The organism is Candidatus Defluviilinea gracilis (genome assembly GCA_016716235.1).
GTDB classification, from domain to species: domain Bacteria; phylum Chloroflexota; class Anaerolineae; order Anaerolineales; family Villigracilaceae; genus Defluviilinea; species Defluviilinea gracilis.
Genome location: JADJWS010000001.1, coordinates 2,018,559 through 2,038,208 on the forward strand (window position 1 = coordinate 2,018,559; position 19,650 = coordinate 2,038,208).

Consider the following 19,650-nt stretch of genomic DNA (forward strand, 5'->3'; position numbering starts at 1 on the left):
GAGATGAGGTGTGGCAAAGAAAGAGCTGGGAAACAGTTTCTGAGGCTTCTGAACAATTTCCAAAAGTATATTGGGGCGATGTATGGCAAAAAAGTTTGAAACTATCTTTGCGAACATCACTACCGTAGAGAAATTTTTCCCGGCCACGGAGACGTTATAATCCCCGTGATCTTTTTACTCTATACCCATGTCGCTTTCCCTTCTTGCCTCCACATTTGCCAACAACCTCCTGCCGATCCTGCTCCTGAGCGGGGCTGGGTTTACCCTCGGTAAAATATTCCCCATCGACTCGCGCTCGCTTGGGCGGGTGATCTTCTATATTTTTGCGCCGATGCTCGTCTTTGAACTGCTTGTGCAAAACGAGATCGACATCACCGAAGCCGTGAAGGTGGTGTCTTTCACAGCCGTGTACATCTTCATCATGCTGGGAATCACGCTGGGGTTTAGCCTCGCCTTTAAACTCGACCGCCCGACCCTGGCGGCGGTGATGATCGCCACGGTCTTTGGCAACACGGGCAACTACGGGCTTCCGCTTGTATCGTTTGCGTTTGGCGGCGACGCGCTAAAATACGCCGGCCTATTCTTTGTGACCACGGCAATTTTGCACAACACCGGCGGCGTGTTGATCGCCTCGCTTGGGCACATGAACTTCAAGCAAGCCTTTCTTGGCATGTTCAAAGTGCCGGTGGTGTATAGCCTGGTGTTCGCTGTGCTGTTCCGGGCGTTGCATGTTGAAATACCCATGGCGCTCGCGCGCACCATCGAGCTTGCCGCGGGCGGGAGCATTCCGATGATGATCGTCCTGCTTGGCGTGGAACTCTCGCGCGTGCAGTGGACGGAGAAATTGCGCGGCGTGAGTTTGAGCGTTTCCCTGCGCCTATTGGCAGGACCCCTCGTCGGATTTTTTCTCAGCCTCCTCTTTGGGTTAAGCGGCGCGGCGCAACAGGCGGCGGTAATTCAATCGTCGATGCCGGCGGCGGTGAATACCACGATCCTTGCCACCGAATATAAACTCGATTCATCGCTGGTGACTGCCATTGTGTACCTCGGCACAGTGCTTAGCCCGCTAACGTTGACTCCGCTGATCGTGCTGTTGGGGAGATGACGGTGAAACTCGCGCGCCTCTCGATCTTCATGACACTGGCGTATGCGTTGGGGTGGGCGAGGCAGGTTCACTCGTCGGGGTTGAACGCGCCGGCGGGGCAGGCGGGCGTCGCGTTTGAGCGCGTCGAGGCGGTGTATCGGTTTGGGGAGCAAGTCGATTTCCTTGCCGCGATCCTTTCGCCCAGCCCGTTACAAAGCGCGTCGATCACGATCTTCGATCAGCGGTTGAACGTCCTTCGTTCGGAACCGCTGACGGTGAACCCGGATGGAACATCGCAATTCACCCTGGATGCGCGGCAAACCAACATTCGCCCGTTCACGCTGGTGTATTGGCGGTATGATCTTGTGCTTGGCGACGGCGCCGCGTTCCAAAGCGATTTTTATTCGTTTCGATACGACGATAATCGATTCAATTGGCAGGAGTTGGATGAGGGCGGGTTGCGCTTGCGCTGGGCGCGGGGCGATGATGCGTTTGCGCAAGACACGTTGAACGCCGCGCGCGCGGGGCTGGAGACCATCGGACAATATTTTCCCGTTGATCTTTCTCAGCCGGTCGATATTTTTATCTATGCTTCGCAAAGCGATATGCAATTCCCCGGCTATGATTCGTGGGTGGTGGGTGTGGCGGAGCCGTCGAGCAGCGCGGCGCTGGCGGTGATCGAGCCGGGCAATGAGCAAGCCGAACTGATGGGCTGGCGCATTCCGCATGAGTTGATGCATGTGATCATGTATCGTTACCTCGGCGAGGGATACGATCGGGCGCCCGCTTGGTTGCGCGAAGGGTTCGCGACTCTTGTGGAGGCAAACCCGACGCCCGAATACGATCGCGCGCTGTCGGATGCCGCCGCGCGCGGCGCGTTAATCCCGTTCGTGGATTTGTGCGCTTCTTTCCCCGTTCAATCTGATTCGGCGTTTTTGGCGTATGCCCAAGCCCGGTCGTTTACCGCCTTTCTGCGCGACACGTTCGGCGTTACCAAACTTGTCGACCTCGCCACTGCCTATGCCGATGGTTTGGCCTGCGACAGCGGCGTGGAGTTGGTGTACGGATTGACATTGACGCAACTGGAAGCCGACTGGCGGCGATCGGCGTTGGGGCAGGATGTCGTGGATACTGCCTTGCAAGCCACGTTTCCGTACCTGGTGTTGTTGTGCGTGATGCTGGTCATTCCGCTGGCGTTGGGGTTGCTTGCGATGCGGCAGAAGCCGGGGAAGTGATTTTTTGACCTGAGCTCCATAGACCATAGACCATAGACCATAGACCATGCATTAGTTATCGGTGAACATGAGTCAATCGTCCATTGTGCATGGTCGTTGATCCTTCGATTTTACACAGGAGAAATTATCCAATGACAGATTTTGTCCGCGCACACATCTTCGTAAAAGGACGCGTGCAGGGCGTGGGCTTCCGCGCCCACGTGGAATATCACGCGCGCCAAATTGGAGGGCTAACAGGCTGGGTTCGTAACGTTGGCTACAACACCGTTGAAGCAATCGCAGAGGGCAAGCGCGAAAACGTGGAACGCCTCATCGAGATGATGAAGCAAGGTCCCAGCATGTCGCGGGTGGATGAGTCAACGGTGGAGTGGGAGGATGTGACAGGAGAGTTTCGGGAGTTTGGGGTGAGGAGGAGTGGGTGAAGGAAAACTCTTATTGTGGCGAGATGATCTTACCAGTTTCAACATCAAGAACGACGGAAATACAAGACCTGCTAAATGCCGTTAATTGCCCATCTTTCCATGCCACATCGGTATAAACATCATTTGTTGATGTAGGCAACTCCACCTGCCATTTTATTGAGCCATCTGGTTTGCAACGAAGAATATTTCTGAACGCTGTTGTGTAGTTCAACATTACAATTTTATGGTCGCTATTGGGAACTCTCAGAGTCGTTAAAATTTCAAATGTGGGTAATTTTTTCTTTGTCTTTGAACGAATCTTCTTTTCATATTCACTAGGATTCACTTTAGATCTGGTATATTTTTTTGAAGAAACTTTTTGATTGGGTTGGAGAAATTCCAAATCTTGAGATTCGGACCAAAAGACATCATCACTTACAGAGGCAAATAATACACGCAACTTGCATCTAGTAGTGAGTATGTTGCCTAAGTAACTGACATAAGTTACAGAGAATGTGAGTGTGTCGCGATCAAAATCGAACCACTCATGATAAATTTCAATGTCAGTTGCTCCTCTACTTTGTAAGAAGGACTTAATTTTTTGTTTAGCATCCTTTACGAAATAAAAATACAGAAATAGAAGTGCAGCAATTAAGAAAATGTTTACGTAAATAAATGCCGAATTGTCACTTTCCATTTTTCGTTGGCCTTTCTGTGTTTATGGGAGGAGTTTGAATTAATCCGTGTTTTCTTTTTTGTCGCTTATTTTACACAAACCCCAGCCCTCGTTCCTTCAACGACACCCACCTGCCCTGACCGATCACGAGGTGGTCTAGCACATCCACATCGAGCAGTTGCCTGCTTGCACAATGGCGCAGTTACTCGTTTTCAAGCGCGGTTTCCAAAACATCTGTAACCCAACCGTTCAAGCTTTTATCCTCCAATTTTGCCTGAATGTAGGCTTTGCGATGTAATTCAGCGGGGAGGCGAAGGACGAACTTGCCCGAGAACGGTTTCTCAGGTGTTTCATTGCGTTTGGCGCAAAAGTCGAGATAATCATCCACCGAATCTCGAAATGCCTTTTGAACCTCGTCAACGCTTTCGCCTTCGAACGTAATCACATCACGGACATTGATCACTTCGCCGTGCAAAATGCCCGCATCATCGTCAATTTCAACTTTGCCGACATATCCTTTATATTCCATCATGGTTTTACTCCTGCCGTCTCAAGAAACCTGCGAACAGACTTGACGGCTCCTTTATTTGTCTCTTTCCTCGGGTGGGGGCGGTGAAACACAGCCCGAACTCCTTTCAACGCAACCCGCACTCGTGAGCCATTTCCTTCTGTAATCTCAGCGCCCAATGCGGTGAACAAGGATTCCACATCTCTCCACGCAATATTGGCTCGTTCCGGCTTTTCAAATATTGCTTCGAGAGTTTTGCGGTGTTTGTTGTCCACGAATATATAATATCATAAAGTGATACTATAATCAAGGGCTTATACAAACCCCAATCCTCTCTCTTTCAACGACACCCACTTGCCTTGACCGATCACGAGATGGTCTAGCACATCCACGTCGAGCAATTTGCCTGCTTGCACGATGGCGCGCGTCACAGCGACATCGTCGGGGCTGGGAGTGGGGTCTCCGCTCGGGTGGTTGTGGATGATGACGATGCAGGAGGCGTTCTTGCGGATCGCTTCCTTGAAAATCTCGCCGACTCGCACTTGCGAAGAGTTGACCGATCCTTTGTACACCTCGACGGTTTCCAACACCCGATTCCTCCTGTCGAGCAGCATCACGCGCAGATGCTCCTGCTCCAACGCGGACATTTCGTACGAGACCAGCGCGGCGGCATCGGCAGGGGAGTTGATGGCGATTCTTTCTTCGGGGGATTCGAGCGTCAGCCTTCGACCGAGTTCGATCGCCGCTTTGATCTGCGCGGCTTTGGCGTCGCCGAGTCCGTGCTGCTTTTTGAGGTCGGCGAACGGCGCTCGGTGGAGTCCCGTCAGTCCCCCGAATTTTTTGAGCAGGCGTTGACCAACCTCCACCGCGTTCTCTCCCTTCACGCCCACGCGCAGGAGGATGGCAATCAATTCGGCATTGGTGAGGGCTTGCGCTCCCAGCGTGGATAATCTCTCTCGTGGGCGATCAGCCTCACTCAAGTCCATGATGCGGTAGATGGGTTTGGAGTTTGTCTCAGCCATGGAAATATCCCTTTTGGTTTATTTATTTAGCCACAGAGCTCACTGAGACCATTGAGAAAAACTCAGGATCTCTGCGCGCTCTGTGGCAAATCATTCTCATTGATCAAGCCATCGTCTGTCCCTATTTTACAGCGAAACGTTGCTTGACATCACCCAACCCGTACAGTAGAATACCGAACGCAATTTCCTTTGGGCCTGTAGCGCAGTTGGGAGCGCGCATCAATCGCACTGATGAGGCCAGGGGTTCGAATCCCCTCAGGTCCACCACCGATTTACGATTGCCGATTTTGGATTGACGATTGAAACCCACGATCCAAATCGTAAATCTGAAATCGAAAATCCGAAATCGAAATGGGGCCCATAGCGCAGTTGGGAGCGCGTCTCAATGGCATTGAGAAGGTCGAGGGTTCGAATCCCTCTGGGTCCACAATTTAGTATGTCAAACTTAAGTTTGACGTACAACAAAAGTTATGGCAGGAGCAGTAGGTCATCCCGTCAGCGAGAAGGGAAGGCAAGGTGGAAGCCCTTCAAACGGTATCGAACGGGAATACCAAGAGACCGAACTCGCCTGTCGCCCTGAGCGGAGGGCTTTAGCCCAAAGTCGAAGGGGACTTCGCTGGTGAATCGAGTAGTCAGCGACGGTTTCAACCGTTATCTTGATTAAAGTGGTTGATTAGAGACTAGTTGACTAGAGACTAGGAGACTAATTGACAAACTGGGTGGTACCGCGGAGTGAACTCTTCGTCCCTGATGTGGATGAGGAGTTTTTTGTTTTGTACTGGACGATGGACGATAGACCATCCTGTATCATCTAGCGTCGATGGTCTATGGTCAGATCTGAAAGGAGGCACATATGAGCGATGGAATCAATTTCATTTTCTGGAAGCAGGGACCTCTCCTTCCTCGCCTCCTCATGCGCAAAGAAACGAAAAACCAAAACCCATCGACAATCTCAGGGCAACGCTTGGAACTTGAAACCTGGAATCTGAAACTCATAATGAGGTAAGAATGGCTACTAAGAAGAAGAAAACAACTACTAAAAAGAACAACGCGCCAAAGGTGAAAAAGACTTTGAAATCGAAAGCATCGCCAGCGAAGAAGAAAGTTGTCGCGGTGAAGAAGAAGGTGACGAAGCCTGTATCGATGGCTAGAAAGTCCGCGCCTGTGAGAAATAAGACGACTAAAGTCGTCACTACGGCGAATAAGGATATGTCTTTCGACCCGCAAGCCTTTGAGCCGAAGTGGCAGGCAAAGTGGGAAGCGGATAAGTTGTATCGCGCGGTGATTGATAACAGCAAACCGAAACATTACGCGCTGACGATGTTACCGTATCCCAGCGGCGACTTGCACATCGGTCACTGGTACGCGATGACTCCGTCCGATGCGCGGGCGCGGTTCAAGCGGATGCAGGGATACAACGTCATGTTCCCGATGGGGTTCGACGCGTTCGGTCTGCCAGCGGAGGGCGCGGCGATCAAGCACAATATCCATCCGAAAAAATGGACATATCAAAACATCGAGCGGATGCGTAAACAGATGCGCACGATGGGTGCGATGTTCGATTGGGAGCGCGAGGCGGTCTCGTCTGACCCCGAATATTACCGATGGACGCAGTGGTTCTTTATCCAGTTGTACAAACACGGATTGGCGTATCGCAAAAAGCAAGCCGTGGATTGGTGCCCGAAGGACAACACGACTCTGGCGCGCGAACAAGTCAAAGGCGAGGATCGAGTCTGTGACCGTTGCGGAACGCCTGTGATCAAGAAAGAGTTGGAGCAGTGGTTCTTCAAAGCGACAAAATATGCGGATGAATTACTGCACTTCGATGGCATTGATTGGCCCGAGTTCATCAAAACTTCGCAGACGAATTGGATCGGTCGGTCGGAGGGGGCGTCGGTGACGTTCAAAACTGAAACGGGCGATCCCATTGAAATATTTACAACACGTCCCGACACATTGTGGGGCGCGACGTTCATGGTGATGTCGCCTGAGCATCCGCTGGTGGATAAAGTCACCACGGCGGAGAACGCGGAAGCCGTCCACGTGTATAAGGCTGAAGCGGAGAAGCAGACCGACATCCAGCGCGAAGCGAAAGATAAAGAGAAGACGGGCGTCTTCACGGGCGGCTATGCCATCAATCCAGTGAATGAGGAGCGCGTCCCCATCTGGGTTGCGGATTATGTGTTGATGTCGTACGGCACGGGCGCGATCATGGCTGTGCCTGCGCACGACGAACGCGACTTTGAATTTGCGCGCAAGTTCGGGTTGAAAGTGATTCCCGTTATCCAGGCAGAAGGCATGGAGTTAAACGGCGAGACGATGATCGAAGCGTATCCGCATGATGGCGTGATGATCAATTCGGGTCCGTTCAATGGCACGCGCGCCACGAACGATAAAGGCATGAAGAATCCCGCGATCAAAGCGGTGATTGAATATTTGGAGCAAAAAGGGATTGGCAAGCGCGATGTGAATTATCGCTATCGCGATTGGTTGATCTCGCGCCAACGTTTTTGGGGCGCGCCGATCCCAATGGTGTATTGCGAAACGCACGGATGGAACCCCGTGCCTGATGATCAACTGCCCGTGCTGTTGCCCGATGATATTGACGAATGGAAGCCGACGGGCGAGTCGCCGTTGAAGTTTCATCCGACGTGGAAGGACGCGACTTGCCCTGTGTGCGGCGAGCCTGCCACGCGCGAAACGGATACGATGGATACGTTCATGTGTTCATCGTGGTATCACTTGCGTTATCTGAGTCCGCGCGATAACGACGCGCCGTTCGACGATGCCGAATACAACTATTGGATGCCCGTTGACACATACACGGGCGGAAGCGAACATGCCAACATGCACTTGCTGTACTTCCGCTTTTTTCACAAGGCGTTGCGCGACATGGGCATCACCGAGGGCAGCGAACCCGTGATGCAGTTGCGCAATCAGGGCATGGTGTTGGCGGAAGATAACAGCAAGATGTCGAAGAGCAAAGGCAATGTCGTTGCGCCCGATGTGTTGGTGAAAAATATGGAGCCGATACCGTCCGCGCGTATTTGATGTTCTTCGCGCGCTGGCAACAAGGCGCGCCCTGGGACTCAAACGGCATCGAAGGGACTGCAAGATGGATGCGCCGCGTGTGGACACTGTTCACGGATCCTTCCACGCCTCCAACTGCCTCTGCCGACGTGAAAAAGAATCTACGCCGACGCGTCCACCAGACCCTGAAGCGCGTCACGCACGACTTCGAGAACTTCGAGTTCAATACGATCATCTCCTCGCTGATGGAGTTGCTGAACGAAATGTACAAAGCTCGCGAGGCTGGCGCGGTCGGTACACCCGAATGGGATGAGGCGACTGAAATCTACGTGAAGATGATGGCTCCCGTCGCGCCGCATATCGCCGAAGAATTGTGGACGAATCAATTAAGTAAGCCGTACTCGATCCATCAGCAGAAGTGGCCCCAAGTGGACGAATCCGCCGCAAGGGAAGACTCGATCGAGATTCCCGTGCAGGTCAACGGCAAAGTGCGCGACCGAATCGTCGTCGCTGTGGACGCGAGCGAAGAGGAAATCCGCAAAGCCGCACTGGCGAGTGAGATCGTCCAGAAATATCTGGAAGGCAGGGAGCCGCGCAAGGTCATTGTGGCGCATGGGAAGTTGGTGAGTGTGGTGGTGTAATAGTAGAGGGTAGAGAGTAGATGAATAGTCCCTGAAGGTTTTGAGACCTTCGGGGATTATTTATGAACAGGGGAACTTGCGTTTACTTTGATCGCTTCATGGAGGGGAATTACGGATACAATACGCCTTATCCAATAAGCCATGACGGAAGATAACCTGCTTCGACAAGCGATAGCGGCGGCGCGCGCTGGACGTGAATTGGGCGCGCGGGATATGTTCCTGCAAGTCATCGAGGCAGAGCCTCGGAACGAATTGGCATGGATGTGGTTGATCGATCTGTTGGACGATCTGGATGACCGCATCTATGCTTGCGAACAAGTTTTGGCGATCAATGCGGGGAACTTAAACGCCAGACACTTGCTCATCAGGTTGCAGGCTGAACGGCAACAGCAAGTAGAGGAGCAACGAATCCAAGCCGGTGAACAGGCGCGCCATATACAAGAGTTGATTAAAGAGCGAAAACTTGAATCGGCATTGGAACTTGCTCGCAGTCTGGCTCAAAGGAATATCAACCATGCCGATGTCTGGCGCTCCCTGGCGCAGTTATCTCCCGATGCCGATGAAAAAATCCGCTCGCTTGAAAAATTGTTGGCGTTGACGCCGGAGGATATCCAGGTGAAACGCGACCTTCAGCGGCTCAAGCATTTTCAGCAAAATCCGATGGAACTGGCTGAGATGTATGAAGAGCAGGGGAATTTTGAACAAGCGATCTCGGTCTATGGGCAGGTTGCGGCAAATACAAAATCAAAGCGGCAATGGAATATGATCTATTGGCGCATCGTCAAATTGGAAAACCTGCTTCAGGAAAATATCGCTCGTATCCCGCCCGGTATCTCGGTTGCCCGCCTGACCGGCGGACCCGCGCTTTTATACCTGCTTTTGATGTTGATCCAGACGGGGATCAACCCATTTGCCCACCCCGAGCCGTTTTTATGGTTTGGATTTTTATTGGTTTTGTTCGGGAGCTTCATGATCGCGCTGGCATCCGTGCGCTCTCGTCATCGCCTATGGTATCTCCTCTTCAAGGATGTCGGCGCGGGCGGCGCTCCAGCCGCCCGCGCGCTGGTTGCTTCGGCAGGCTGGTGTTTCGTCCTGCTTCCGCATGTGATGTTGGTCCTCATGGCGTATCAGCGCCTGGTAAACTCCATCCTTTGGGGATCTCCATAAAACAGTATGCTTCCACTCAATGACACTGAGCCGAACCGTTACAGCCTGTTTCCGATCATGACCGTTTTCCTGATCGCGGTCAACTCGATCGTTCTTGTCTGGGAACTCACTCTGCCTGCTGAAACTCTGAATGCGGTATTCTGGCTTTTTGGCTCCACGCCGTCGCTAATGTGGTCCAGAGAGGGCGCTGGAATGATCTCGAGCATTACCTCGGTGTTCTTGCACGGCGGCATGTTTCACCTGGTCAGTAATATGCTCTTCCTGTGGGTGTTTGGTCGACGGGTGGAAGATGCCTGCGGACCGGTCCGCTTCCTGCTGTATTATCTGGTGGCTGGAACCTCCGCCGATTTCATTACCGCGCTCGTTCAACCTCATGAGGCAATTCCCGGCATTGGCGCAAGCGGAGCGATCTTCGGCGTGATGGGCGCTTACTTATTATTGTTCCCCGAGGGGCGTATTCGCGCATTATGGATTATTTATATTATTCCCACGTGGCCTAAAATACGCGCCTTCTGGTTTGTGCTGTATTACCTTGTGATACAAATTCCCCCCGCGCTCGATAGCTTTATGAATGGCGTTCACTACGGCATCGGGTATTGGGCGCATCTTGGCGGATTTGTCGCCTGTATTTTCATCTTCTTGTTTCTGAAACCTGAGGCTTTTGCGCGCTACATGAGTAATGTGGCAGTATGACGAAAACCAGGAGCCGGGAAACCTGCAACAGGGATGCGACTCGGGCTTCTTGCAACGTCTTTCTTCGTCGTCAAGGAGATCAAAATCCTGTCATGAATCGCGCGGCGTCCTGAATCCAGTGAAACGCAATAGCAGACTCGAGTCCGCGGCGGCGCGCCAGAATTAGCGGCGGAAGTCCCCAGAGGAGAGCCAGCGCGGCGCCCATTCCCAAGGCGGTCAGAGGCGACTGGATGAACAAATCGTCAAAATGTGAGTACGTATGCGTGAGCATTGCCAGCAAGCCCGCCAACCAGATCGCCTGTTGCGGGAGTGAACGTTGCAATATCAACCAGAGCAACCCCCAGAGGGCGAAGCGATAGATTACCTCCTCAACAATGCCCGGTTGAAGAGCGTCCAGAAGCGCGGGCATGGGTTTTTGCCATTGCGCCGACTGTCCCTGGGTCATCTGCAAGGCAAAGACGTTCAAAAGAGCCAGCGGCAGACCCATGGCTAACCCCAGCAGGATGCCTCGACTCGTTTCCCGCCAGTTGCCATTGGCGGCATGGAGTTGCACCGGTCCACCCTGACGCATGATCGCGAGCCCGCCCAGGGTGGCGAGGAACGTAAAACTCCCGCGAATCCATGCCTGCCCGATTTTGTCGCGAACGATTCCAAAGAAGGGATAAGGCGAAAAGAGAGAGGCGAACAGCATCCCCATACCGATCACCGCGCCCAAGATCAATGCGATGATCCAATCGCCACGCCGCAGGTTGCGATGGCTCTTCATAAGAACGAGGAATGCGCCCGCCACAGTGAGCGTATCGAAAACTTCAAATGTGCGCGGCGCTGGAATCGAGGAAGCCAGCCAGGCACGCGTGAGAAATATCGTTATGATCGCGGTAATAACGAGCGTTGCGCTGAGCCTGTCGAAGCGGAAGAGGGTTGAGTATTTGTTCTTCATCGTTTCCCCTCCGTCGCCTCGTCGATATTTTTCAAGTAGCGGTCGAAAAATTCAAGACACGCCAAATTTACCCTCCGCAGGTAGCCTTCACGATCATGATTAGCCTGCCCGCCTTCGAACAGCCTTGTCAATAGCGGACTGGCGAGCGAGAGGTCGGTCAGGGAAAAATGACCCGCGCCGGATAAATACAGGTTATGGATATTCTCCGGGGGACTGGAGAGGTATTCGTAGTTTCTGGCATATTGCGACCATTCCGAGAGATGGTTCCAGGAACTATCTGAATAGATGTTCAACGTCGGCGCGAGATAGGGTTGGTCGCTCCATACGAATTCGTTATTGTCAACGCCGACGATGTCGTAGAGGAACGGGGATTCCAGCGCAATGACCGCATCCACATCGTTCCGCTGTCGCGGGATGGCTAGCATCGCAGAACCGCCGAGCGAGTGACCGATGACGCCGATTTTTCCCGTATCAACCAATGCGGAAACGCCCGCATCCTTGTCCGCCGCGTTTGCCACGATTGTGTCAATCACAAAGTTGATATCCTCTGTGCGGGTTTTCATCCATTCCCCGTACAAGCGAAGGCTCTGCTCCTTATCCTTTTTTGCGTTTTCCCGCTGAATGTCTTTGAAATAGTCTCCGTTGATCAAGGTGGTACGACCCGCTTCATCCTTTGTCCAGAGCGTATGATACGGATGTCCGATGGAGGCAACAACATAGCCGTGACTTGCCAGTTCAAGATAGAGGGATTCGTTGCTATTTTCCGTGCCAAGCCCTCCGTGTGAAAATACGACAAGGGGAAATTTTTCGCCGTCCCTGGCATTTTCTGGAAACCAGAAGACGACATTGACCTTTCTGTGTTCGCCGTTATCGTTGAATCCTTCGATTCGATTTGGGTCAATGTAGGTGTGGCGGACTGTGGTTACTTCGTATTTCCCACTGGGGGCGATCGGTCGGTATGGCGGGAATAACGCCACAACACTCAAGACAATTATTGAGAGTATTCCAATTCCGATTCGTGCCGCAATTTTCCTGCGGCGTTCGGCGGCGGATTGTTGACGATTCAGATGGTTCATATCTCCTCACGCTTTCTCGATGAAGTCGGAGATTTTGTGACCGCTTTCGACGAGTTCCTTCAATCGTTGGATAAAGCGCGCGGCGGGAGCGCCATCCACGATGTCGTGATCGAGGCTGATCGTCACGCATAGATATTCGCGGTTCTCCAGTTGCCCGTTGAGGAGCATCGGTTTCTTCGCGATGCCCCCCAGCGTGACCTGAAGCGTATGAATGGGAACGGGAATGCCCCAGCCGCCACCATCCCCAAACATGCCCACAGAGGTCAGGGAGACTGTGCCGTTCATTTCCTTCAACCAATGTGGGTTCTTGAACAGCGCTCCCAAAAACAGGCGGCGGATGAACGCGGGCAGGAGGACGAACCAGCCGATGAAACTCGCTTCCCGCCCGTTTTCGTGTTCAGCCTGAAAGGCGCGCAACTCCTCATGAATCTCGCGCAGGGTTTTCCTGTTGACCGCCCGAAGAATATGCGGGCGGATGATCTTGCGGCCGTCTACTTCCACTTCGAACATGGTGTTGACATCCACATCGTGAAACAGGACGAGTTTCTCCCGCCATGTGCGATAGGCTTGCATGTGCTTGTTCGCATCCACCGCCTGCCCAAGACAGGAAATGATAAAGGCAGTAAACGAAAGCGCTTCGCCGGTCTTCGCCTTATGATCGCGAATCAACCGACGCGCGTCGGTCACATCCATCTCCACCAAGCCGTGGATGAGATGTTTCTGTTTAGCCAGCCGCCCGCCGTCCACCATCAGGCGGCGGATCTTTGGAAAGGGGATAACCTGATACGGCTCAATCTTCATTGTTTATGCTCCCAAATATTGCCCGACGATCTTCACAGCGTTGCCGATGCCATCCTCGGCGCGGATCGCTTGTCCGATTGAACATGCCCGCTCCCTCATGCTCTTGTCTATGACTGCAATGTGAATCGCGTTCGCCAGCGCGTCGGCTGTCAATTGTGAAGCGCGGATGGGCTCGGGTCCCGCGCCCAGCGACCTGACTCTGTTTCCCCAAAATGGTTGGTCCACCGTGAACGGAACAATGACCGATGGCATCCCCGCCCGCAAACCCTCCGCGGTTGTGCCAGCCCCGCCATGATGTACAACCGCCGCCATGCGCGGAAAGAGCCAGCCATGCGGCGCAGAATCCAGCGCGAAGATGTTTTTCGGAACATTCATCGCGCTCATGCCGCCCCAGCCAGTGGCGATCACTCCGCGTTGACCTGTTTTCAGCAAGGCGTTGAGTACGATCTTTGTGAAGCGTTCAGGGTCGCGTCCCGACATGCTCCCAAAGCCGATATAAACGGGCGTTTCACCTTGATCTAGAAACTTTTTCAATTCAATTGGCGGATGCCATTCGTTTGCATCCTTCTGAAACCAATACCCGACGATATGCGCGTGATCCCCCCAATCGCGCGGATGTGGAATCACCGTCGGGCTATAGGCGCCCAACAAAGGCGCGGAGGTCAACGCGCGATGGAAGTCTGCGCCATGCAGCGGCTTCAATCCATGCCGTTTCCGAAATTCATTTACAAATGGGCGATACCATTGCCAGAGCGCTTCCAACATGACCAAGCCCGAAAGACGATTGAACAACCTGCCAAGATTCTTTTGAATGGGAAACCCCGCGCCCGCAAAATCGCCAGTCGGCAGGGTTGGCGTCGGCTCGATGAGCATCAGCGGAATGCCCAGAATCTCGGCGATTGTTTTACCAAACGGCGCGAACACCGCCAGCGTGATGAACGCCTCCGCCTCGCGGCTGGCTGTGAGCGCGTCTTCCGCCATTTGGGTTGCGATCGGTCTCAACATGTTTCGCATTGCGACGATGGCACGAATCGGGTTCGCGCCGCTTCGTTCCATGAAGTCTTGCCCGGTCTCGCCCGCCATAATTTTTTGCGTATCGCCGCGCAATGGATAAAATGCCAAGCCATATTCGGCGCTCAGTTTCGCAAAGTTTTGCGGAGCCGCCACGAGCACATCGTAGCCGTCGTTTCGCAAGCCCTTTCCGAATCGAACGCAGGGCTGGATATCGCCTTGCGACCCCGCGCCAAAGATGACGACGCGCATGGCTGGATGATTCCTCCTCAAAGTTGACTCAAGGCGTCAGGCGGCGAATCAGGTCTCCCGTCGGTTTGATGCGCCCGTCGTCAGCCTTGATCGCCTCCGAATCATTTTCGATCCTGCTTGCGCATGTTCATGGCGGCGAATATGAACCATCCGATGAAAACGCCCGCGAGCGCTCCGCCCAAAATCGCAAGCGCATCGTTCTCGCTGATGGGGATGAAAGATGCGCCAAACAGCGCCCCGACGATCAATCCCAAAACAACGTAGAGACCAAACGTGTTGTTCATTTTTACTCCTTGATGTTTCTGAGCAATAACGCCACCATGACCATGTTGGCGATGGCGATGATCGGAAACACTGTCACTTCCACCATGCTGATGGACACGCCAACGCGCAACATGTTGAGGCTCATCACACTGACCGCGACGCCCATCGTCAGGAATTTCATCAAACCGATAGACGCCAGCAGGTAGCCCCACGCGCGGCGGCGCAGAAGCAGGATGCCCGACATCACACAGAGCGGGACGATGAGTCCCAAGTCCATCGCCTGGATGAACATGCTGGTTGTGTTTTCCAGCGCAGGGATGGCGTTCGGCGCAAACGTTGCGGCGATGCGCCCCAGCCACGCCAGCGAGAGAAACGCGGCGGCAAAGAAAAGCAGTCCGGCGATCGAGCCGCGCGGCAGTGTTTCGGAGAAGTGAGAGGGTAGCGCCTTGAGGTCAAACGACATCATGCTCAGGATAAAGGCGAACAGGCTCAGGCTGGATAGCGCCACATAGATCAGAAAGAATTTGTTATATGCCGCGCCGAAGCACATGGTGATGTAGGTATAGAGGATGAAGCCGAGCGTGCCGGTCATGAGCAGGCGTCCGCGCAGGGAGCCGCGCAAGGTCAGCCAAAAAGAGATGGCAAGCAGGGGCAAACCAAGCGCCAGCGTCACCAGGTCGTTGGCTTGCATCTGCGCGGCGGAACTGACGGTATCCCAGTAGTAGAGTCCGCGCGCGTTGATGGTCACCGCCTCGCCGCGAAAGTTGGTGATGGCAAAGGGTTGTCCCTCGCCCGGTAATAAACCAGCCAGCGTAGCGAGGAGCGTCAGCAGAATGATCGCGGGGACGAGCCATTTAAGTAGGGAGTTGGTGTTCATGCGCTTTTTCCTTCGCTCAGGCGTTGCGCTGGCGCGTTACTTTGCAAACGGGATTTTTGTCGCATCATGAAAATCCCATAGGCTGTGAAGATGATCGTCAGGCCGACGACAAGGGAGGATTGCCAGAAGGGAGGCATCACAAAGCCAGGCTTCTGAAGGAAGAAAATAAAATCGGTGAGAAAATGCGAGAGGATTAAAAGCCAGAGAGCGTCTTTCTTTAGCGCCAGCGCGGCGTAGGCAAAGCCGATGGCGGTCGCATACCCGATTTGCATCGCGCTCGCCAACATATTTTTTCCCGTCAGGGCATTCATGGCATGGGTCAACCCAAAGAGCAATGCGGTGACGATCGCGGCTCTCCAATGACCGAGAGGTTTTATGGCTTGCAACATCAACCCGCGAAAGACGGTTTCCTCGGCGAATGCCACAGCCAACGCAACGGCAAACACTGCGGATACTTGGGCAAAACTTTCGATCTGCGCGCCTGGGATCAAATTGAGGATTGCGGGAATGAGAGGAATGAGGAAATAGAGCAGGTCGCTTCGCCGTCGCAGAGGCGTGAAGCCGATGGACTCCCACCACTTTAATCGGGTCAGCAAAACAATGACGATGAGCGTCAGCCCGAGGTTGGCAAGACCGTAGAGCGTCATGTTGGCGAGACCGAAGAAGTAGGCGAATGTCCCCGCAAGAAGGTAAACCACCACGACCATAGCCTCCATGATGGCAACAAACCGATACGGATGACGTTCGATCAATGGGGCTAGTTTCATGGGAGACTCCTGGATGAGACGATAGTGCCTATCTCGTTAGAGGCGGTTTTGAACCAACCTTCTGGACAACGAATCCGCTATCTCTATTTGTAGGTTTCAGGGAGGATGGTCTCCACCATCAGGCGGTGGAACAGATCGGCTTCCTCCCAGATCATGCCGTGTCCGGAGTTTTCAAAAAAGATCAATTCTTTTTTTGGCGCTTCGAGCAAGTTGAAATACTCTTCTGGAATGCTCGATGGATTGTTCATGTCGTGCCGCCCAAGCACGATGTAGACGGGCAGATCAAGACGGGCGGCGTCCACACGAAAATCCAACTCCTGCAATTGCGGATAGACTACATTGAAGGTGTTCATCAGCCCAAGCAGGTAATAAACCCGGTCCAGCCAGCCGTATTCGGGTTGTTTGAGCATCAACTGAATGGCATCACCTTCGCGGCGATAGGTTTCGTCTTTGATGTTCGGCACTTCAAAGAATTGGTATTCGCGTCCGAACAGCGTGGCATATGGCTTGATGGGGCTCTTGCCGAAGTACGGTGGCGGCCCCTGCTTTTCAAGGGTTTGCGCAAAGTCCGTGTCGCCGGTTTGAATGGAGTGTTCCAGCACCAGATCGTAAATCATCTGGTCAGTTGCCCGCACGTCCACCATCTGCGCTGTTCCAATGTAGGCGTGGAATAGATCGGAGCGTTGTTGGGCGGCAAGCGCTCCGATGATGGTGCCCCAGGAATGTCCCACCAGATAGATTTTCTGCTCCTTGAAGCGGACGCGCAACAATTCGCTTAGTTCGATGACATCTGACACATATTGGTCAATGGTCAAGTCGGATTTAGGGTTGAGCGAGGGATAAGATTTACCGCAGCCTCGCTGTTCCCAGATGACGACCACAAAGTGTTTTTCCAGTTCGCTGTTGAAGCGCAACACGCGCGCCGACTCGCTGGCTCCAGGTCCTCCGGAGAGAAAGAGCAGGACAGGCTTGTTGACATCATGCCCGCGAATGATGAGCCACTGGTCGACGCCGCCAAGTTTCACTTTTTCAAGCGAGGCGATACTGCCGGGCAGGTTTTTCCCATCCGCGCCGAGGATGGCGGGAGTATGCGCCGTCCACTGTGAGTAGATCACCACCGCGACCAACAACAAAGGAATGAGCAGGAAGAGCATTCGAACTCCAATCTTGTTCGATGTATTCATCGGAAATTCCTTTCTGCTTATTTTCGGTAGCGGTGCGCTTCCTCCCTGAGTTGAGCGCAAACCTCTGTTGATTCCCCGCAGGTGTATTGTCGAATTCGCAGTTAATTACAACCAAAAACGCTGACCGCTGCCGAAAAGCGCTGTGCGATTTCATTCCGATTCATTCTACCGTTACTCTGGTTCGGCGCAACAGTCACATCATTCCCTTTTCCGCATGTAGAAAGGCATATTCCCCTCGGAGCGTTTATTCGGATAGCAGGCTGTGACATGGAGTGAGGGACGAAATTTACACCCCGTTGAGCAGATTTGTACCCCCGCCATAACCTTGTTTTTATGAAAAACGACCTGCCTCCTGACAGTTTTAAACTGGGACGCAGACGCTGGCGCCAGCGCGGCGTGAACGCTGAAAGCGCTGATACCGATTGATTATTTAGAGGATCTTTTCCAAAAAACCCGCGTCCATCTGCGTCCAAAGAGCGGCTGGAAACCAATCAACTTATAATTCATCTTCATCGTCCTCTTCCAGACCATCAAAAAATTCAGTGGGCGGAATGAATGGCGGTTCATTCGGGTCATATCGTTTTGGCGTGGATGGGGGAGTAATGTTGCGCGTCCATTGATGTGAATTCTTCAACTCCTCCAGCATTTCTGCATGGAGTTCATCCTTCCACTTCTCGTACATGCGGATCTGTTTCTTTGCCCAATCGGGCAATTCCCCTGGCTGACCATCATCCATATCGAGAAAACTCCAATCCACAAGCGTGGATGTGGGTGTTTCCTTTTTCTCAGGGATGGACGCCTCGAACAGTTTTGCCAATCCCTTGTCGATGCTGGGGCGGTACGGAACAATGCGTTTCAAATGATTCTCGTTGCGCGCTCTTTGCAAATAATCCTTCGTCTTCGGCGCGGAGGGATCAACGAACTCCATCATACGGTCATAACGAGAACCATCGCCCGCGGGTGGAATCCATGGGATGCGGTGAGCATTGTCCCGCCACCAAATCACTTCAGCAAGCAATCGCCTTGCCTTCTCATCGTTAAAGCGCGAAGACAGTTCGCCCAACGCTTCGGCGGCGTCGGCGAAGAATCCCAGATCGGCATATTGCCAGCCGATCCAGAACAAGGTCTCTTGTGGGTTTTTGGCTTTGGCAATTGCGTCTGCAAAGATCGTCCACGCGTAATCGGCGCATTCCTCATCGCCGAGACAGTACGCTCCAAGCAACTCCCTCTTGCCGTCTTCGAGAATTTTTAGCACATCGTTTAGCCCACCCCGATCGCGCTTCAACTCGCGCTTCCCATCCCACCGACTTATAAAACGATACGACAACGCCAGCCTGCGCCGTTGTTGCCACGGACGGTCATCCCATTCGTCAATGTTCTGCTGAATGGCGACACGGTTGTCGTAGATCATCCATTCGTCGCAAAAAAGTTCATACACAAGTTCCTTTGCCTCTTCACAATCAGGGAACAAAGCCAACACATCGAAACACAACGCCGCCGCATCGGCTTGCCCCGCATGCCATTGACCATCCTCTCTGGCACGGGCTAATGTTTGGCGAACGTAATCAGGGTAAGTGGTCATCAGAATAAACCTGGTTGTATCGGTTGCTGAAGAGGCAGGCTCGCGGCTTCTCGTTCCATCCAATTGGGCAATTGCGCGGGTTTATCTTTGAACGGATGAGGGAAAGCCAGTGCGCCTTTTTGCAGGAGCAGTTTATTTCCCTCTGGCATGTGATCGTGATCCAACACAAACACGGGAACCCAACTATTCTTGAGCGTCTCGGTCGCGCCCGCCCAGGTGCCGCCTGTCTCGGCATCCGAGGCGATGAGCGGCGAGATGACGAGCGTGAGTCCTTCGAAGTGCAGCGCGGCAAATTGATAGATGAGCGATTTGCCCGCGCCTGTGGGCATAATGGCAAGAGTGTGTTGTTTGTTGAGGAGGGATTGAATCGCTTCTTCCTGTCCCGCGCGGAAGGAGTCAAAGCCGAAACGGTGACGGAGAGAAGACTCAAGCGACATGA

Annotated in this window: 20 protein-coding genes, 2 tRNA genes and 1 pseudogene; 8 read left to right on the forward strand and 15 right to left on the reverse strand. The window is 53.3% G+C overall.

Annotated elements, in window-relative coordinates:
• The first annotated feature begins 187 nt into the window (after nt 1–187).
• The 3 genes from IPM31_09475 (at nt 188) to IPM31_09485 (ending at nt 2,741) form a co-directional block, all read left to right on the forward strand.
• Nucleotides 188–1,105 (forward strand): AEC family transporter, encoded by a 918-nt coding sequence (locus IPM31_09475; GenBank protein MBK9007210.1) that lies wholly within the window; start codon nt 188–190, stop codon nt 1,103–1,105.
• Nucleotides 1,106–1,107: 2 nt separating this feature from the next.
• The gene (locus tag IPM31_09480) at nt 1,108–2,319 is read left to right on the forward strand and encodes a hypothetical protein (protein MBK9007211.1); all 1,212 of its coding nucleotides are present in this window, start codon (nt 1,108–1,110) and stop codon (nt 2,317–2,319) included.
• Nucleotides 2,320–2,450: 131 nt separating this feature from the next.
• Nucleotides 2,451–2,741: an acylphosphatase gene (locus IPM31_09485; protein MBK9007212.1), complete on the forward strand. Its 291-nt coding sequence runs from the start codon at nt 2,451–2,453 to the stop codon at nt 2,739–2,741.
• Nucleotides 2,742–2,751: 10 nt separating this feature from the next.
• Here IPM31_09485 and IPM31_09490 read toward each other — a convergent pair whose 3' ends face one another.
• The 5 genes from IPM31_09490 to radC form a co-directional block, all read right to left on the reverse strand.
• Complete coding sequence (locus IPM31_09490; protein MBK9007213.1) at nt 2,752–3,417, reverse strand: hypothetical protein; 666 nt, start codon at nt 3,415–3,417, stop codon at nt 2,752–2,754.
• A gap of 70 nt (nt 3,418–3,487) precedes the next feature.
• Nucleotides 3,488–3,598, reverse strand: coding sequence for a hypothetical protein (locus IPM31_09495; GenBank protein MBK9007214.1), 111 nt, complete (start codon nt 3,596–3,598; stop codon nt 3,488–3,490).
• Nucleotides 3,599–3,928: a type II toxin-antitoxin system HicB family antitoxin gene (locus tag IPM31_09500; GenBank protein MBK9007215.1), complete on the reverse strand. Its 330-nt coding sequence runs from the start codon at nt 3,926–3,928 to the stop codon at nt 3,599–3,601.
• Nucleotides 3,925–4,185, reverse strand: coding sequence for a type II toxin-antitoxin system HicA family toxin (locus tag IPM31_09505; protein ID MBK9007216.1), 261 nt, complete (start codon nt 4,183–4,185; stop codon nt 3,925–3,927). Before IPM31_09505 ends, IPM31_09500 begins: the two co-directional genes overlap by 4 nt.
• Before the next feature lie 33 nt (nt 4,186–4,218).
• Nucleotides 4,219–4,890, reverse strand: coding sequence for a DNA repair protein RadC (gene radC, locus IPM31_09510; GenBank protein MBK9007217.1), 672 nt, complete (start codon nt 4,888–4,890; stop codon nt 4,219–4,221).
• Nucleotides 4,891–5,117: 227 nt separating this feature from the next.
• Here radC and IPM31_09515 point away from each other — a divergent pair.
• From IPM31_09515 to IPM31_09535, 5 genes and pseudogenes are all read left to right on the forward strand, one after another.
• A tRNA-Ala gene (locus IPM31_09515) sits at nt 5,118–5,193 on the forward strand.
• Nucleotides 5,194–5,280: 87 nt separating this feature from the next.
• Nucleotides 5,281–5,353, forward strand: a tRNA-Ala gene (locus IPM31_09520).
• 782 nt (nt 5,354–6,135) lie between these two features.
• Nucleotides 6,136–8,597: pseudogene (locus tag IPM31_09525) on the forward strand (leucine--tRNA ligase).
• A 141-nt stretch (nt 8,598–8,738) separates the two neighbouring features.
• Entirely contained in the window at nt 8,739–9,764 is a 1,026-nt protein-coding gene (locus IPM31_09530; GenBank protein MBK9007218.1) for a hypothetical protein, read from the forward strand.
• A 6-nt stretch (nt 9,765–9,770) separates the two neighbouring features.
• Nucleotides 9,771–10,457 carry a rhomboid family intramembrane serine protease gene (locus tag IPM31_09535; GenBank protein MBK9007219.1) on the forward strand — a complete coding sequence of 229 codons (687 nt, stop codon included), beginning with the start codon at nt 9,771–9,773 and terminating at the stop codon, nt 10,455–10,457.
• Nucleotides 10,458–10,536: 79 nt separating this feature from the next.
• Here the strand turns inward: IPM31_09535 and IPM31_09540 are convergent, their stop codons facing one another.
• From IPM31_09540 to IPM31_09585, 10 genes are all read right to left on the reverse strand, one after another.
• Complete coding sequence (locus IPM31_09540) at nt 10,537–11,397, reverse strand: CPBP family intramembrane metalloprotease (GenBank protein ID MBK9007220.1); 861 nt, start codon at nt 11,395–11,397, stop codon at nt 10,537–10,539.
• A complete protein-coding gene (locus IPM31_09545; GenBank protein MBK9007221.1) occupies nt 11,394–12,473 on the reverse strand; it encodes an alpha/beta hydrolase in 1,080 nt (359 codons plus the stop codon). Before IPM31_09545 ends, IPM31_09540 begins: the two co-directional genes overlap by 4 nt.
• A gap of 6 nt (nt 12,474–12,479) precedes the next feature.
• On the reverse strand, nt 12,480–13,274 hold the full coding sequence (locus IPM31_09550; protein ID MBK9007222.1) for a 2-oxo acid dehydrogenase subunit E2: 795 nt from the start codon (nt 13,272–13,274) through the stop codon (nt 12,480–12,482).
• Nucleotides 13,275–13,277: 3 nt separating this feature from the next.
• Nucleotides 13,278–14,537 (reverse strand): glycosyltransferase family 1 protein, encoded by a 1,260-nt coding sequence (locus tag IPM31_09555; protein ID MBK9007223.1) that lies wholly within the window; start codon nt 14,535–14,537, stop codon nt 13,278–13,280.
• A gap of 101 nt (nt 14,538–14,638) precedes the next feature.
• Nucleotides 14,639–14,821, reverse strand: coding sequence for a DUF2759 domain-containing protein (locus tag IPM31_09560; protein ID MBK9007224.1), 183 nt, complete (start codon nt 14,819–14,821; stop codon nt 14,639–14,641).
• A gap of 2 nt (nt 14,822–14,823) precedes the next feature.
• Complete coding sequence (locus IPM31_09565; protein ID MBK9007225.1) at nt 14,824–15,678, reverse strand: hypothetical protein; 855 nt, start codon at nt 15,676–15,678, stop codon at nt 14,824–14,826.
• A complete protein-coding gene (locus IPM31_09570; protein MBK9007226.1) occupies nt 15,675–16,445 on the reverse strand; it encodes a CPBP family intramembrane metalloprotease in 771 nt (256 codons plus the stop codon). The genes IPM31_09565 and IPM31_09570 overlap by 4 nt, the downstream gene beginning before the upstream one ends.
• An 83-nt stretch (nt 16,446–16,528) precedes the next feature.
• On the reverse strand, nt 16,529–17,629 hold the full coding sequence (locus IPM31_09575; protein MBK9007227.1) for an alpha/beta hydrolase: 1,101 nt from the start codon (nt 17,627–17,629) through the stop codon (nt 16,529–16,531).
• Between the two features lie 496 nt (nt 17,630–18,125).
• Nucleotides 18,126–19,211 (reverse strand): hypothetical protein, encoded by a 1,086-nt coding sequence (locus tag IPM31_09580; protein MBK9007228.1) that lies wholly within the window; start codon nt 19,209–19,211, stop codon nt 18,126–18,128.
• Nucleotides 19,211–19,648, reverse strand: a complete 438-nt coding sequence (locus tag IPM31_09585) for a hypothetical protein (GenBank protein MBK9007229.1) — start codon at nt 19,646–19,648, stop codon at nt 19,211–19,213. Before IPM31_09585 ends, IPM31_09580 begins: the two co-directional genes overlap by 1 nt.
• Between the last annotated feature and the right edge of the window lie 2 nt (nt 19,649–19,650).